Raw genomic sequence first — 15,193 nt, forward strand, 5'->3', positions numbered from 1 at the left:
TTGACACGGCATCACCGAGACACAGGGCAGGATTCATGAGCATGAAGAACCTGAGCCGTGCGTATGCACTGGCCGGAGTGGTGGCGTCGCTGGCTTTGACGGGCTGTGGTGAGGACGAGCCGAAGAAGGAAGAGCCGCAGCCGCTCGTCTGCGACGCGCAGGCCTATACGAATGGCGTCCACGACGCCGCGGAGCCCACCCAGGACGACGTGGTGGACGGGCTGTGGGCCATTGCCCCGTCCAACACGAAGCTGGTGTGGAACGAGGCGAAGACCGCGGTCCGCATGGTCATCTGGACGGACTACACGGGCTACAAGCCCGGCGATATGTCGCTCACCCGCGAGGTGTGGATGACGGCGGCGCCGCAGCTCCAGGAGATCTGCCGCACGGTGGCGGCGGCCAACGTGTCCGAGCGGATGAACCAGGTGCTGGGCCTGCCGCCCTTCACCGCGCAGAGCAACCCGCGCTTCTTCGTCGAGGCGTGGGTGAAGCCGTCGGACATGTTCCGTCCGTGCCCGGACGCGGAGATCGACGACACGACGTGCGGCCTGACCTTCCCGGCGACCGCGACGGCCGAGCACAAGAACTGGATCAACGCCAACTACGCCAACAGCTATGGCTTCTGGCTGAAGACCCAGTATCCCTGGACGGGCCTGGGCTACACGTATGATTGGTGCAACCCCACCACGCACGTGGGCGCGAGCGAGTTCGTGGTGCGCTCGGGCTCGCAGATCACCGTGACGGGCGTGTTCGACAAGGGCGACTACTGCAAGCAGTGACGCCGGAGGGAGCGCGCCCGGAGGCCTGAACTGGCGCCGGGCGCGGTTCCCGCGGGACTACTCGAAGCGACCCGCGCGGGCCTGATCGAACGGGACGCGGTGGGGCAGGTAGGCCGTGTCCAGCATGTGGTTGCTGATGAGGTTGAGGTTGCCGTCGGTGAAGCGGCGCACCACCGCGCCCTTGCCCGCGTCCTTGGCGAAGGCGAGCGGATCAAAGCTGCCGCCCAGGCCCGTGAGCGTGGGCACGGCATCCGCGTTGTTGACGTAGTGCACGTACTTGGGGCCGTCCGGGTAGTGCGTGGACGCGGCGCCGAAGGTCTCCACGTTGATGTGGCTCATGGCCTTCTCCGCGTCCGCGGCGGACAGGCCATCCTCGATGCGCAGCCGGCGCTGGACATCGCCCAGGGCGCGCGCGGTGATGAGGCCTCCCTGGCTGTAGCCCACCAGGTGGACGTCACGGCCGGCCTTCAGCTCGGTGTAGACGGTGTCCGCCAGCGTATCCACGGCCGGGTTCTTGCCCTTGTCCAGCTTGTCCGTCACGCACTGGGCCAGGTCCGTCACCAGTCCCTGCGTGGCGTTGTGGATGCCAATGACGCGCGCGCCGGACTTGTCCGCCAGCGCCTGCATCTCGCCGAGCTGGCCCTGCAACGGCGTCATGATGCCGTTGACGTAGATGAGCGTCTCGGACGCGTTGGGGTTGTTGCGCGGCGTGACGGCCGGCAGGTCCTTGAGCGCCGTCGTCGGCGGGAACGTCTGCCCCTGGGCGCCCACGAACTTTCCGTCCGTCATCCGGTCCGGCGTGGCGTCCGAGCCGAAGATGCGGCGCAGCTCCTTCACCGTGGAGGCCTCGAAGACGTCCTTGCCCATCTTCACGAAGCGGGGGATGTCCTTCAGGCCGTCCTTCGCCGCATCGAGGATCGAGCCGAGGGGGTTGCTCAGCGTCTTCGCCGTCGCGGGCTGCCGCGCTGCGGGAGTCGCCGGAGTGGTCAGGCCTCGGTTGCGATCGATCGTGCTCATGGAACCCTCGCGACCCACGGGGGAGGTGGGCGTCACACCATTGTCTTCCTATCCCGACAGAAGTTGCGAGTCCGCTAGAGTCTGCTTCTGGTCTCGCGCTGGCGCGGTGCGTCAAGATGCGAGGTCCAGTCCCCAAGAGGAACCCCATGGCCTACACCCCCATCATCGCGACGCTGGGCTACGTGCTGTCCCCGGACGGGCAGCGGGTGCTGCTCATCCACCGCAATGCCCGGCCGGACGACGCGCACTTCGGCAAGTACAACGGCCTGGGTGGCAAGCTGGAGCGCACCGAGGACGTGGCGGCGTGCATGCGTCGGGAGCTTCGTGAGGAGGCGGGCATCGAGTGCACGCGCATGTCACTGCGGGGCACGGTGAGCTGGCCCGGCTTTGGGAAGAAGGGCGAGGACTGGCTCGGGTTCGTCTTCCGCGTGGACGCCTTCGAAGGGACGCCGCTGGAGCGCAACCCCGAGGGCACGCTGTCGTGGGTGCCCGTCGCGGACATCCTGACGTTGAACCTCTGGGATGGGGACCGGCACTTCATCCCGCTGGTGTTCGACGCGGATCCACGGCCCTTCCACGGGGTGATGCCTTACGCGGGGGGCCGCGCGGTGAGCTGGAGCTTCACGCGGCTGTGAGGCTCAGCCGCGGATGAGCTCGCGCATCGGCTGACCGTCCGCGCCCACGCCATCCAATCGCACGAAGTCGATGGAGAAGGGCCAGGACGTCTTCACGAAGATGTGCTCGAGCTGGGCGCGCTTGCCGGACAGGTTCGTCCAGGCCTGCACCGCGCACTGCCCGTTGATGGACGTGACGGAGAGGTCGATGGGGCGATCCGCGAAGGCGCGCAGCCGGAACTGGACGTGCCAACCCTCGGTCGTGCTCTCCACCACCTGCGCGTCGGCGACGCCGTACACGGGCCCCTCGACGCTCAAGAGGTCCTCCACCTCGGACTCACCGCGCTCCAGCATGCGCCAGTACGCGTAGACGGGGGTGCTGCCAACGGGACGGCAGCCCTCGCCCAGGCGGAGGCCGTAGTGGACCTGGTTGCGGTTCTCACTGCGGGAGATGAAGAACACGGAGCTGGGCACAGCGGGGGCCGCGGCGCTCGCGACAAAGGGGCTGGCGACGAGCAGCGCCGCCGCGAGTCCGGTCCATGTCGTCCTGAGAATCGAGGTCACCCGGTCCATCCTTCCATCCGTCGCGGGCGGGCCCGTGAGGAGGCCCCGCGCGTTCGCGCGCCGCATGTGATTGATGGACGGTGACTGCCTGCCCGCCGGTCCGGCCGAGGCGCTGTCCGGACCCGCGCGCCATATAGCTGGCTCGCCCGCCGGATGCACCTTTCCACCCGCACTTCATCGCGGCGCTGGGGTCCTCGGCGCCACGCCTCACTCCGTCCGCAGGAGGAAACACCTCGGCGCGAAGGAAGTGTCACCCGAGGGGGCAACGCGACGCGGGCCTCCTCCTGCCGGCCGCCTCACGGCGTGGAGGTCAGCGGTACCTTGCCCTCGGCGCGCTCGACCTCGGGGGCCTCGTTGAATTCCTTGTAGATGCGCCGCCCGAAGACGGTCCCCAGGCACAGCGACAGCACGAGCCCCGCCGCGGACACGCCGGTCATCACCGCGCGCCCCTGCGCCAAGCCACTGCCGAACTGTGCGGTGAGGAACGTGCCGGGCAGCGTGCCCAGCATCATCCCGCCCACCGTGGGCCAGAAGCGGGCGCCGCTCGCCGCGCTCGCGATCAGCGTCACGTCGGTGGGACACAGGGGGTTGATGCAGGCGAGCAGGCTGAAATGAAAGTCATGGCGTCGGGCCACGCGCATCAGCGCTGGATACTTCCCACCGGCCAGGCGCTTCATGGGCCCCGTGCCCAGCTTACGAGCCAGCGTGAAGAGCAGCGTGGCGGACAGGAAGCTGCCCGTTAGTGAATAGAGGGTCGCGGCGAGCGTTCCAAACATCATGCCGCCCACCGCGGTCAGGACCTGCCCTGGCAGCAGCGTGAGCGGGCGCACCGCCAGGAACGCGATGTATGCCCATGGCGCTGCGGCACCCAGGGGCAGGAGCAGCTCGTGGAGGCGTCGCTGATCGACGAAGTCCGGCCCCAGCAGCCGGAGCATCACCATTCCCCCGATGGAAATGACCATCGGGGCCAGAACACGAACCCATGTCGTTGCCTGCCCTCTGCCTCGCATCACGCAGAGCCTCCCCGCGCGCCCCCCGCCGTGTGGAGACAACCTGAGGGTGGGTTGGGGAATCGGCAATGCGGTGGGGCGTGTTCTCGACAATGCAGCGTCCTGGCGGACGGGCCTCCGGCTGGCACGGATGCTCGCTTCGCGTGGGAAACCCGCCGGAATCATTGGGATTTCGGAGTGGCGGGGCCGGCGTGAACGGCTGGCGGTGTACGGAGCTTGCTTGCATCGGGGCGCTTCCGTCCCAAGGTTTCAGGCAAGGGGCGCCGAGGCGAGGCCGGGGACGGCAGCAACGAGAGGAGATGGCGACATGTCGGACAAGGACAACAAGGGAAGCATGACGGTGGCCGAAGCGGGCCGAAAGGGTGGCGAGACGGTCCGCAACGAACGGGGTCGTGAGTTCTACGAGACCATCGGCCGCAAGGGCGGCGCGACGGTGAAGGCCGAGCGCGGTCGCTCCTTCTACGAGGAGATCGGCCGCAAGGGCGGCGAGACCGTGAAGGCCGAGCGCGGCGCGAAGTTCTACGAGGAGATCGGCAAGAAGGGCGGCGATCGCGTGAAGGCGACGCGAGGGCCGAACTTCTACGAGGAGATTGGCCGCAAGGGCGGGCAGAAGGTGAAGAAGCTCATCGAAGAGGGCAAGCGCGCGGCGCGCGCCGCGATGGCCGCGCAGGAAGGCGCGGCGCCTTCGTCGCAGGAAGGCGCGACCCCAGCGGCTCCTCCGGAGTCGACTGGCCCCAGCGGCAACGAGTAACGGGGCGACACGGCACGCGGACTTTGCGGTAAGAGAACCGCGTGTACCTGGTCATCACGTTCCTCGAGGCAGTGGAGACGACCGAGCGGGCCATCCGTCGGCTCCGGGAGTTCGGTATCCCGGAGCCGCTGGTGGTGCGTGCTCGCAGCGCCGCGGCGGCCTTGTCCGCGGAGGTGCCCATCTTCGCGGGACTGCGCAGCCTCGCGCTCGGCGCGGATGAGGATCGCGTGCTGCTGGTGAGCGTGGTGCCCGCGCTGCCGCAGGAGGAGATGGAGCGGATGATCCAACGCGTCCAGTTGGAGATGGATGCGGACGATCCGCCCATGGGCCGGCTGGTTGCCCTGCCGGTACTCGCGGCACCCACCCACCGTCGTTCGTGACGGACGTGGCGGTCCGTTGTAAGCACGTTGCGTGCAAGCGCTGCTCGTCTTCCTCGCCATCGCGGCGCTGTCGCTGCTCGCTTCGAGCCGCGCGCTGCTTGATCCCGGGCGCCACCCCGCGCTGGCGCAGCTCGCCGCCAGTGGGCTGCTGTTCCTCGTCTTCGGCACGCTCCTGGGGCCCTCCGGCGTCGCGGTCCTGACGCCCGTGAACCTCGAGTCCTTGCGTCCCTTGGTGGCGCTGGGACTGGGGACCGCGGGCGTCATCCTCGGCCTCAACCTGGAGCCCCGCGTGCTGCGGCTGTTGCCCCGGCCCATCTATGCGGCGGCGCTGGCGCACGCGGGCACGGCCTTCTTCTTCGTGGCGGTGCCCTTGTCGGTGCCGCTGCTGATCTGGATGGACTTCCCGCCCCAAGCGGCGGTGGGCGCGGCGGCGCTGCTCGGCGCGGCGGCGAGTTTGTCCTCGGGCCACTTCGCGGTGCTGGGCCACCGCAGCGGGCGCCTGGAGCGTGCGCGTGGCCTGGGCGTGGCGCTGCTCACGATGATGGACGACGCGGTGGGCCTGGGCGTGCTCGCGTTGGCACTGGTGCTGGGCGCGGCCTCCAGCGCGCCGGAGGGCGTGGCGCTGGTGGGGCTGGCGCTGCTGCTTGGCGTGCTGTGTGGCGCGCTGCTGGCGTTCCTCACGTACTCGCTGAAGGACCCGGCCGAGCTGACCACCGTGACGTTGGGCATGGTGGCGCTGGTGGGCGGCGCGGCGGCGTACCTGCGCGTGTCGCCGCTGCTGGCGGGTGTGGCGTGTGGCGCCACGCTCGCGGTGGTGGGCGGGCGCGCGGTGGAGCGCGTGTCGCGCGCGCTGGGACGGGTGGAGCGGCCCTCGTATCTGGTGCTGGTGTTCCTGATTGGCTGTCAGTTGCACGCGCGGGACTGGCAGGCCTGGGCGCTGTTGCCCGCGTTCGTCGTCCTGCGGTTCATGGGGAAGATGCTGGGCGGCAAGCTCGCGCAGCGCCTCACGGTGGGGCTGTTGGACCTGCCGCCGAGGCTGGGCCACGCGCTCATCTCCCAGGGCGGTCTGGCGCTGTGTCTGGTCGCCGACTTCCTCCTCTTGGTGCCTGGAACGCTGTCGCAGCGCATCTTCGACGTGGTGGCGGTGGGCGCGGTGGTGAACGAGATGCTCGCGCACCGCGCGTTCCGGCAAGTGGCGCCGCCTCGCGCGGTGAAGGGGGCCCCCGCGTCCCCGGGCACGGGCGGGGAAGGGGTGGCGGCATGACGGGGTCTGTCTTCCGGCTGGGCCTGTTGATGGTGCTGCTCGCGGGGATCACGCAGGCCCGCGGGCTGCGCGCGGACGCGGGGACGCCGGTGTTGCTCGCCGCGGGAGCGCTGCTCCTGTGCGGCCTGTTCGCGGGCAAGGTGGCCAAGGGGATGGGCCTGCCGCGCCTCACCGGCTACCTGCTCGTGGGCGTGGCCGTGGGGCCGTACGCGCTGGGGTTCATCCCGGGCGCGGGCGTGAAGGGCCTGGAGCTGGTGAAGGGCCTGGCGGTGAGCCTCATCGCCCTGGTCGCAGGCACGGAGCTGCACCTGGGCCTGCTGCGGCGCGTGGGCGCGCGCGTGGCCATTCTGTGCGCCACGGTGTGCGGCATCACGTTCTGTGTCTGCTTTGGAACGATGGTGGCCCTCAAGCCGGTGCTGCCGTTCCTCACGCCCATGACGATGCCGCAGGCCATGGCGGTCAGCGCGCTGGTGGCCACGGTGGTGGTGTCGTTCTCTCCCACGGTCACCATCGCCATCGTGCAGGAGACCTCCGCGCGCGGCTCCTTCACCGAGTTCCTCATGGCGCTCGTCATCATCGGCGACCTGTTCGTCATGGTGGCCTTCGCGCTGGCGGCGGGGCTGACGCGGGCCAGCTTCGGCGGTGGGTTGGATCTGGGCGCGCTCCTGGGCGGCGTGGGTTGGGAGCTGTTCGGCTCGGTGGGCGTGGGCGCGCTGCTCGCCATCGCGATGCTGTTGTACATGCGTGGCGTCAACCGCGAGCTGCCGCTGTTCCTGGTGGGGCTCTCGTTCGCGTCGGCGGAAGGGGGCGCGCGGCTGCACCTGTCGCCGCTGCTCATCTCGCTGGCGGCTGGCGCGCTCATCGCGAACCTGGACGAGCGCGAGGGCGCGCGCATCCATCAAGCCATCCAGCGCGCGGGCCTGCCGGTGTTCGCGCTGTTCTTCGCCGCGGCGGGCGCGGGCCTGAAGCTGGACGCGCTGGTGACGGTGGGGCCAGCGGCCGCGCTGCTCGTGGGCCTGCGCGCGCTGGCCATCTGGCTGGCCTGCCGCCGCTTCGCGCCCGCGGATGATGCTCGACTCAAGCGCTACCTGTGGATGGGGCTCATCTCCCAGGCGGGCGTGACGTTCGGGCTGGCGGCGCTGGTGACCAAGACGTTCCCGTCGTTCGGTCCCCAGGTCGAGGTGCTCATCGTCGCGATGATTACCGCACACGAGCTGGTGGGCCCGGTGCTCACGCGGCGTGCGCTGTCCGCCAGTGGAGAGATCCGCGCGGACGAGGGCGTGGAAAGCGCATAGGCTTTCAGGGCGCCGCGTCCTCGACGCTCGGAGGCCTTGTCACGCCATGTCTGCACCCATCCTCGAGGTGGACCTGAAGCATCCCTCGCCACGCCACGTGGCCCGGGCCGTGGAAGTACTGGAGAAGGGCGGACTGCTCGCCTATCCCACCGACACGTATTACGCCCTGGGGTGTGATTTGACCTCGAAGAAGGGCATCGAGCGGCTTTACCAACTCAAGGGGCGCGACAAGAAGAAACCCTTGTCCATTCTGTGTCCGGATCTCTCCGACGTGGCGCGCTATGCCCATGTGAGCAACTTCGCGTACCGGACGATGAAAGGACTCACGCCGGGCGCCTTCACGTTCGTGCTGGAGGCCACACGGTTGGTGCCAGAGATCATGATGACGAAGCAGAAGCAGGTGGGCATCCGCGTGCCGGATCTCACTCTGCCGCGCGAGCTGGCCAAGGCCCTGGGGCGCCCGCTCGTGACGACGTCCGCCACCAACACGGAGGGTGAGCCCCTCACGGTCGCGCGTGACATCAAGACTGCCCTTGGCCATGGGCTCGATCTGATCCTGGACGGTGGTGTGACATTGAACGAGCCGTCCACGGTGATTTCACTCATGGGCGATGCACTTGAAATCCTCCGGCAAGGCAAGGGTAGTCTGGAGTCCTGAACCCAAACCTTAGGGGGGGATGCTTGGATCAGGGGGGAAGTCAGTCGCGGCAAGCCGACGTGCCAGAGCGGGTGCCCGGTACGTTTGCCTTGCTGGTGCTGTTGTTGTTGCGCCCGGTGGATCTTCACTACCGGCTGAGGTCCGCTGGAATCCGGGTCCCCGGAGGTCGCATTGGCCAACTCTGGCGTGAGCAGTCAGAGGGAGGCCGCGCCGCGGGTGCCTATGTTCGCCGGCTCTTGTTGCTGCTCGTGGTGCTGTCGCCGGGCATGACGGCGTTCTCGGGGTTGGTGCTGCGCGCGGCGGGAGTGCCGCTGGCGGGCGGGTGGATCGCCTCGGCGGTGTTCTGCTCCACGGTGGGGCTGCTCATCGCGCTGGTGTCGGGGCTGGCGTCGGGGGTGCTGCTCGGCTCGCTGGCCAGCCTGTCCATGTTGATTGGGCTGCACGCCAAGGCGGGGGGCGCTTTCGGGCCCGAGTTGGGGGGAGCCGCGGGCGTGGCCGTGGGCGTGTGCCTGGGCGTGGTCTCGGGACTCGCGTCGGGCAGCATCGGCGGGCTGATGACGGGGCGCGGGCCGTCCGTGCGCCGCGTCCAGGTGGCGGCCATCGCCACCAGTCTGGTGCCGATGCTCGTGTGGAGCGGAGCCTCGTCGGTGTCGTTCGCGGGGGCGGTGGCCGCGAGCGCCCTGGTGACGTTCCTGACGTGCGCCTTCCGGCTTCCGCTGTACGCGCTGGAGGTCCTGGCGCAGGCCCTGGCCTATGCCGTCGAGCGGTGGACGGGACGCCCCACGCTGCAATGGGCGCCGGTGCGTCACCACAATCTCAGCTACCTGCCGCACCCGTTCCTGGGCCGGCACCTGGCGCTGGCCGTGCGCTCGCGTCCGGAGGAAGTGCTGGCGGTGGCGGACGCCTGCCTGCGCTCGCCCGGCAACATCCTGGTGGGGTGGCCCTGGGTCGTGGAGGCGCTGGAGCGCGCCCACGCCGCGAGTCCCGCCGAGCCTCGCTGAGCCTCGCGGGGGCCGCAACAGACGGGTTGCCCTGACCGCCACCTCCGGTAGCCTGCGCGGCATGGAAGGGCTGCTCGACGCGTTCATCGCCTTCATCCGCGCGGAGCGGGGCCTGTCGGGGAAGACGGTGGACGCCTATGCGGCGGACCTCACGGTCTACTTCGAGGACCTGCGCTCGCGCGGAGTCGCCGACGTGGCCCGCGCCACGCAGGAGGATGTCCTCGCGCACCTGGTGACGTTGGGCCGGCGTGGCCTGGGCCGCAGGAGTCAGGCGCGCCATCTGGCCGCGCTGCGTGTCTTCCACCGCTTCCTCGTCGCTGAGCGGCTGGCCGACAAGGACCCGACCGAGGACGTGGACACGCCGCGCTCGCCGCGGAAGCTGCCATCCTTTCTCACGGTGGAGGAGGTGGAGCTGCTCCTGTCCGCGCCGGATGAGCGGACGGCGACCGGCTTGCGGGACAAGGCGATGATCGAGGTCCTCTACGCCACGGGGCTCCGCGTGAGCGAGCTGTGCGGCCTGGAGCTCAACGCGGTCCAGCTCACCGCGGGCTACCTGGTGGCCAAGGGCAAGGGCTCCAAGGAGCGAATCGTGCCCCTGGGGCGGGTGGCCATCGAGAAGGTCCAGGAGTACCTCGCCGCGTCGCGCCCGGCGCTCCTGGGGAAGCGGGTCGCGGACGCGCTGTTCGTCACGCCTCGTGGCGGCGGCTTCACGCGGCAGGGGTTCTGGAAGCTGTTGAAGCGCTATGCGCTCAAGGTGGGCATCCGGAAGCCCCTGTCACCGCACAAGCTGCGCCACTCGTTCGCCACCCATCTGGTGGAGCGCGGCGCGGATCTCCGAGCCGTGCAGCAGATGCTCGGCCACGCGGACCTCGCGACCACTCAGATCTACACCCACGTGAACAGCGCCCGGCTGCGCAGCGTGTACGACGAGTTCCACCCGCGCAGCGATGCGTTCACGCCGAAGGCGCCGCGCAAGCGCAGGGCAGGGGGCTGAGTCGGCTCGCGGCGCAACGGCCATGCCTACATGGCTGGATGTTCAGTGAGTGGGCGTGCGGTGATTGTGCGTGTTTTGGACGGCGGTGCCCCAGCATTTGTCAGACATCGAGGAGCAATGCCTACATGATTGGATGTTCAGGCATTTCCCTCTGTAATACGAGGCCGCCCGTCAGTGGGGCGTACCCTTCGTCGCCTCGAATCGAGTGCTCGCGGAGGGATTCATGCCCACATGACCTCATGTTCAGTGGTTTCTTTTGGGTCTCGGGCCGAACGAGCCAACGCATTGGCAATGCCATTCACTTCTCGCCAGCGACCAGAAACGTACCACCCAACGGGTTGACTGAGCAATTGTGTGTCTTTGATTTTGGAGAATGGGCAGACGTGTTTTGTGTTTGATATGTCTGGCTTTGATGTCTGTCTTTACGTTCCCGACTTCGCCAATGGGATGCCATAGGGCTCGGTCGTCGTGCGCCGTGGGGCGCTCCGGCTGGCATCTCCGGAGAGGGGCGCGACGTGGATGAGTCCGCAGGCCATCAGCCGATGCACTGAGCGCGACGCCGCCAATTCGCCCATGGCGGCGGTGCGCAGCGCCTGTCGGATGCTCCGGCTGCCTCGCAGCTTGGAATAGAGGTACAGATCATCCGCGGTCAGCTCGGACGGAGTCGGGCGAGGAATCGGCTCGAAAACCAGACGCCCGTCCAAGGCGAACAGCTCATCGCTCAAGGCCAGCGTCAGGCGGATCTCCGCTTCGCGGTACAGGGCGTGGGCCTCGGGCACGGGCCCGCGCTCCAGGATCTGCGCGGCGAGCGCCACGGCATGGTCATACTTCCCGGAGGACAGGAACGCGCGCACCAGTCCGAGCAGCTCGGCGAACTCGGCGGACTCGCCCACGCGCGGTCCCTTGGGGCGCTGAGGTGCCAGCGCGCCTCGCCGGTACAGGTGCAGGACCCAGCGCGCCGCGAAGAGCGGGGCCTCGCGAGCGCTGGCGAGCAGCTCGCCGAGCGTCGCGCCTCCCGCGGCCAGGTCCAGCAGCACGTCCTCCTCCTCGGAGAATGTCTCGACCGCGAACTCGCGGAACACGCGGAACGTCACGTCCAGGTGGGGGAAGATCTCTCGGAACACCGCCCACTCGCGCAGGCGTGAGACGGCGTCTCGATGCAGCGTGGCCAGTGGCAGGCGCAGCCCGATGGCCCGTGCCGACAGCGGGAGCCCTGGTGTGAACTCCACCTCGCCCGACTCCCAGTCGTAGCAGTCGAAGAGGGCCTCGCGGGCCTTGTGCTCCATGGCCTCCAGCAGCCGCGGCAACTCGACGAAGCAGCGCTGCACCAGGAACGTGCCGTAGGGCATGTCCGCGCTCTCGGCGGCCTCGAACGCCGCCGCGGCGCGCGGCGCGTCCAGGATTCTCAGGTGGACCAGCACCTGCGCCAGGTGCTCCCGCGGATCCGTCGAGCTTTCGCCCACCAGGAACCCGTCCTTGACGAAGAACTGGCGGCGGATGGCCCCTCGCTCGACTCGGAGCGTCCCCTCCAGCTTCGCGGCCGTGAACAGCGGTGGCATCACCATCTGCAGCCGGTAGCTCGACAGGCTTCCCGTGAATGGTTCCATCCGCGGACTCCTTCAGAGGTGGGTTGGTCGATGGGAGAGGTGTCAGGGTAACTCCTAACCCGGAGCTGCCTCAAGTGTCTGAAATTCCAGGTGTTTTTCGGTCTCGCTACCAAATTCCAGCCTGGGTCGCGCTTGCCATGGGACCGCGCGGTCCGCTCGGGCAGGGTGACCGGAAGGTTGCAGGGGGGCGGCGGGTGTGCGAACCAGCCTCGTCGTCCACCCGTCACCTCACTATTGGTATCGCCATGCGGATTCTCTCAGGCGTGCAGTCGTCCGGACGGCTGCATATCGGCAACTACTACGGGGCCATCCGCCAGTTCGTGCAGCTCCAGGAGGAGGGGGAGGCGTACTTCTTCATCGCCAACCTCCACGCGCTCAACACCGTGCGCGATCCGAAGCTCGCGCTGGAGCTGACTCGCGAGGCCGCCCTGGCCTACCTGTCCCTGGGCCTGGATCCGAAGAAGGCCGTCCTCTTCCGTCAGAGTGACGTGAAGGAGGTCCTCGAGCTCAACTGGATCCTCGGGACCGTGGTGCCCCACGCTCACCTGGAGCGCGCCCACAGCTACAAGGACAAGGTGGCCAAGGGCTTCAGCCCGGACTTCGGCCTGTTCGCCTACCCGGTCCTCATGGCGGCGGACATCCTGCTCTACAGCACGGACGTGGTGCCGGTGGGCAAGGATCAGATCCAGCACATCGAGTTCGCCCGCGACTGGGCCGTGAAGTTCAATACCCAGTACGTCCCCGGCTACGACCCCGCGGACCCCGACGGCAGGGAGCGCGGACACGCGCCCGGCCTGCTCAAGCTGCCGGAGGCGCGCGTGCAGGAGTCCACCGCCACGGTGCCTGGCGTCGACGGACAGAAGATGTCCAAGTCGTACGGCAACACCATCGAGTTGTTCGGGGACGAGAAGGAGATCAAGAAGCGGATCATGTCCATCAAGACGGACTCGACCGCGGTGGACGCCCCCAAGCCCACCCAGGACAGCCCGCTCTACGACTTGCTCAAGCTGATGCTGCCCGAGTCCGAATTCGCCGAGGTGGACGCCACCTGGAAGACGGGCGGCAAGGGCTACGGCGACTACAAGAAGAAGCTCCTGGAGGCCTACCACACCGTCTTCGGCCCGGCCCGCAAGCGCCACGCGGAGCTGGTGGCCGACCCCGCCGAGGTCGAGCGCATCCTCCAGGACGGCGCCGACCGCGCCCGCCAGGAAGCCAGCCGGCTCATGGCGAAGGTGCGACGGGCAGTGGGAATTCCCTGAACACTTGTTCCTGTCAGTTTCTTTGACCCCCCTAGGAGGCACTGTTAAGGAGGTGTGTCCCCCCCGGCTCGCGCCAGAGGCCGGTTTTTCGGGCTTGTGCGCGATGACGACCCGAATCCACCTCGAACCCGCAGCGAAGGACATCGTCCGGTGAGTGAAGGTCGCCACGCGCCGCCGCCCGATGACCTCCCACGTGACGGGGAAGGGCCGCGCACCCCCGGAGATGCCTTCCGGGTCGCGCTGCCCAACTTCGAGGGCCCGCTCGACCTGCTGCTCCACCTGATCAAGGAGCACCGGGTCGACATCTTCGACATCCCCCTGGCGCTCATTACCGAGAAGTACCTCGAGTATTTGGAGCGGATGCGGGAGGTCAACCTGGACATCGCCGGGGAGTTCCTGGTGATGGCGGCCACGCTGGCGCACCTCAAGAGCCGCATGCTCCTGCCGCGTCAGGATGCGGCGGCGGTGCCCGAGGGGGCCGAGGCGCTGGCGGCGGTGGAGGAGGCGCAGGATCCGCGCGCCGAACTGGTCCGCCGCCTGCTGGAGTACCAGAAGTACAAGGACGCGGCCGAGCACCTGTCCATGCAGGACCTGCTCGGCCGTGACGTCTTCGCCCGGAGCGTCCCGGTGGAGGCGGTGCCCATCCCCGAGGAGGAGGTGGGCCTCCAGGAGTTCTCGGTCCTCAAGCTCATCGAGGCGCTGGATCGGGTGCTCGAGCGGCTGACGCCCAAGGTGCAGCACGAGGTGGTGCTCGAGCGGGTCAGCCTGTCCGAGGCCATTCTCCGGGTGGCGGAGCATCTGCGGAAGAGCGAGCAGGCGACGTTCGAGAGCCTGTTCACCGAGCAGACCAGCCGGCAGGAGGTGATCATCACCTTCATCGGCATCCTGGAAATGGTGAAACGACGCCTCATCAAGGTGTACCAGGAGGAGCCGCTGGGCCCCATCCTGCTGATGCCCAATGGGGATGCCCTGGAGCGGCTGGTCCCCACGGAGGTCGACGAGAGTGACTACCGGTAGGAACGGTCCCGACGACGAGATGCCCGCGCCTGGTACCCCCGGAGGCCCGGGGCAGTTCTCCGAGGAGGAGATCGCCGCCGTCACCGGCCCTGGCCCCGCGGACAGCGACCTGGACGAGGTGGAGGCCGCGGCCATCGAGGAGGACTCGGAGGATGCCGCTCCGGACCTCCAGACCTCGTTCGAGAAGATGGTCTCGAAGAGCCGGGGGCTGTCCGGGGACCGCGTCCGGACGGTCATTGAGAGCGTCCTCTTCGTGGCCGAGCGCCCGCTGTCCGTGGACGAGCTGTACCAGGCCACCGGCATCACCCGGGAGCTCATCGCCGAGGCGCTCAACCAGCTCTCCGGCATCCACCGCGACGGCATCAGCGGCATCGTGCTGTACGAGGTGGCGGGCGGGTGGCAGTTCCGGACGGACCCCCACTCGGCCGAGTATGTGCGCCGCTACCTGCGGGTGAAACCACAGCGGCTCACCCGCGCCGCGGTCGAGACCCTGGCCATCATCGCCTACCGCCAACCGGTGACTCGGCCCGAGTTGGAGGAAATACGTGGCGTGGATTGCGGCGCCGTGCTGAAGGCCCTCATGGACCGCAAGCTGGTGAAGATCCTCGGCAAGCGCGAGGAAGTGGGGCGGCCCATTTTGTACGGCACGACGCGCGAATTCCTGGAGTTCTTCGCGCTGAAGGACCTGTCGGCGCTCCCGACGCTGCGTGAGTTCCATGAGCTCACGCAGGAGCACCGAGAGATCGTGGAGAAGGAGACGCAGCCGGTTCCGGTGGCTGCGGGTACAGTGGAAGTCCTGGCGGATCCAGGCTTCACGAAGCGGATGGAGAAGAGCGCGGCGGCCAGCGAGGCCGCGCTCGAGGAACTGGAGGAAGCCATGGCCGCCGCGGAGCGGACTCAGAAGGTGAGCTCCAGTGTCCTAGACGCGCCCCCACCGCCCGAGACGGGCGGCACCGAGGGGCCCAAGCCCGAGTGACGGGCAG

Annotated in this window: 16 protein-coding genes; 12 read left to right on the top strand and 4 right to left on the bottom strand. The window is 68.6% G+C overall.

The genetic code is table 11. The annotated features are described in order from the left end of the window. Nucleotides 1-41: 41 nt before the first annotated feature. A complete protein-coding gene (locus KRR26_RS03625) occupies nucleotides 42-779 on the top strand; it encodes a hypothetical protein (RefSeq protein ID WP_233576744.1) in 738 nt (245 codons plus the stop codon). Nucleotides 780-836: 57 nt separating this feature from the next. Here KRR26_RS03625 and KRR26_RS03630 read toward each other — a convergent pair whose 3' ends face one another. Next, nucleotides 837-1,796 (bottom strand): alpha/beta fold hydrolase, encoded by a 960-nt coding sequence (locus KRR26_RS03630; RefSeq protein WP_120204193.1) that lies wholly within the window; start codon nucleotides 1,794-1,796, stop codon nucleotides 837-839. Between the two features lie 146 nt (nucleotides 1,797-1,942). Between KRR26_RS03630 and KRR26_RS03635 the strand changes: the two genes are divergently transcribed. Beyond that, entirely contained in the window at nucleotides 1,943-2,431 is a 489-nt protein-coding gene (locus KRR26_RS03635) for an NUDIX hydrolase (RefSeq protein WP_217079126.1), read from the top strand. 3 nt (nucleotides 2,432-2,434) lie between these two features. Here KRR26_RS03635 and KRR26_RS03640 read toward each other — a convergent pair whose 3' ends face one another. Both KRR26_RS03640 and KRR26_RS03645 read right to left on the bottom strand, forming a co-directional pair. Then, nucleotides 2,435-2,974: a DUF4833 domain-containing protein gene (locus KRR26_RS03640; protein ID WP_233576745.1), complete on the bottom strand. Its 540-nt coding sequence runs from the start codon at nucleotides 2,972-2,974 to the stop codon at nucleotides 2,435-2,437. 296 nt (nucleotides 2,975-3,270) lie between these two features. Then, entirely contained in the window at nucleotides 3,271-3,936 is a 666-nt protein-coding gene (locus KRR26_RS03645) for a TVP38/TMEM64 family protein (protein ID WP_233576746.1), read from the bottom strand. Between the two features lie 355 nt (nucleotides 3,937-4,291). On the opposite strand from KRR26_RS03645, the gene KRR26_RS03650 reads away from it, so the two are divergent. The 7 genes from KRR26_RS03650 to xerD all read left to right on the top strand — a co-directional run bounded on the left by KRR26_RS03650 (nucleotide 4,292) and on the right by xerD (nucleotide 10,327). Then, a complete protein-coding gene (locus KRR26_RS03650) occupies nucleotides 4,292-4,735 on the top strand; it encodes a general stress protein (protein WP_120204019.1) in 444 nt (147 codons plus the stop codon). 41 nt (nucleotides 4,736-4,776) lie between these two features. After that, entirely contained in the window at nucleotides 4,777-5,115 is a 339-nt protein-coding gene (locus tag KRR26_RS03655) for a hypothetical protein (protein ID WP_120204021.1), read from the top strand. 31 nt (nucleotides 5,116-5,146) lie between these two features. Further along, a complete protein-coding gene (locus KRR26_RS03660; protein WP_217079127.1) occupies nucleotides 5,147-6,379 on the top strand; it encodes a sodium:proton exchanger in 1,233 nt (410 codons plus the stop codon). After that, nucleotides 6,376-7,674 carry a cation:proton antiporter gene (locus tag KRR26_RS03665; RefSeq protein ID WP_120204025.1) on the top strand — a complete coding sequence of 433 codons (1,299 nt, stop codon included), beginning with the start codon at nucleotides 6,376-6,378 and terminating at the stop codon, nucleotides 7,672-7,674. The genes KRR26_RS03660 and KRR26_RS03665 overlap by 4 nt, the downstream gene beginning before the upstream one ends. Nucleotides 7,675-7,720: 46 nt before the next feature. Beyond that, entirely contained in the window at nucleotides 7,721-8,332 is a 612-nt protein-coding gene (locus tag KRR26_RS03670; protein WP_120204027.1) for an L-threonylcarbamoyladenylate synthase, read from the top strand. 71 nt (nucleotides 8,333-8,403) lie between these two features. Then, nucleotides 8,404-9,333, top strand: coding sequence for a hypothetical protein (locus KRR26_RS03675; RefSeq protein ID WP_233576747.1), 930 nt, complete (start codon nucleotides 8,404-8,406; stop codon nucleotides 9,331-9,333). 61 nt (nucleotides 9,334-9,394) lie between these two features. Further along, the gene (gene xerD / locus KRR26_RS03680) at nucleotides 9,395-10,327 is read left to right on the top strand and encodes a site-specific tyrosine recombinase XerD (protein ID WP_120204031.1); all 933 of its coding nucleotides are present in this window, start codon (nucleotides 9,395-9,397) and stop codon (nucleotides 10,325-10,327) included. A 422-nt stretch (nucleotides 10,328-10,749) separates the two neighbouring features. Here xerD and KRR26_RS03685 read toward each other — a convergent pair whose 3' ends face one another. Beyond that, nucleotides 10,750-11,934, bottom strand: coding sequence for a DUF4388 domain-containing protein (locus KRR26_RS03685; protein WP_120204033.1), 1,185 nt, complete (start codon nucleotides 11,932-11,934; stop codon nucleotides 10,750-10,752). Nucleotides 11,935-12,179: 245 nt separating this feature from the next. On the opposite strand from KRR26_RS03685, the gene trpS reads away from it, so the two are divergent. From trpS to scpB, 3 genes are all read left to right on the top strand, one after another. Beyond that, complete coding sequence (gene trpS / locus KRR26_RS03690) at nucleotides 12,180-13,193, top strand: tryptophan--tRNA ligase (protein WP_217079128.1); 1,014 nt, start codon at nucleotides 12,180-12,182, stop codon at nucleotides 13,191-13,193. Nucleotides 13,194-13,343: 150 nt separating this feature from the next. Further along, nucleotides 13,344-14,210 (top strand): segregation and condensation protein A, encoded by an 867-nt coding sequence (locus tag KRR26_RS03695; RefSeq protein WP_120204036.1) that lies wholly within the window; start codon nucleotides 13,344-13,346, stop codon nucleotides 14,208-14,210. Continuing rightward, nucleotides 14,197-15,186 (top strand): SMC-Scp complex subunit ScpB, encoded by a 990-nt coding sequence (scpB, locus tag KRR26_RS03700; protein ID WP_120204037.1) that lies wholly within the window; start codon nucleotides 14,197-14,199, stop codon nucleotides 15,184-15,186. Before KRR26_RS03695 ends, scpB begins: the two co-directional genes overlap by 14 nt. Nucleotides 15,187-15,193: the final 7 nt, after the last annotated feature.

Source organism: Citreicoccus inhibens (assembly GCF_019039035.1).
Taxonomy (GTDB): Bacteria; Myxococcota; Myxococcia; order Myxococcales; family Myxococcaceae; genus Citreicoccus; species Citreicoccus inhibens.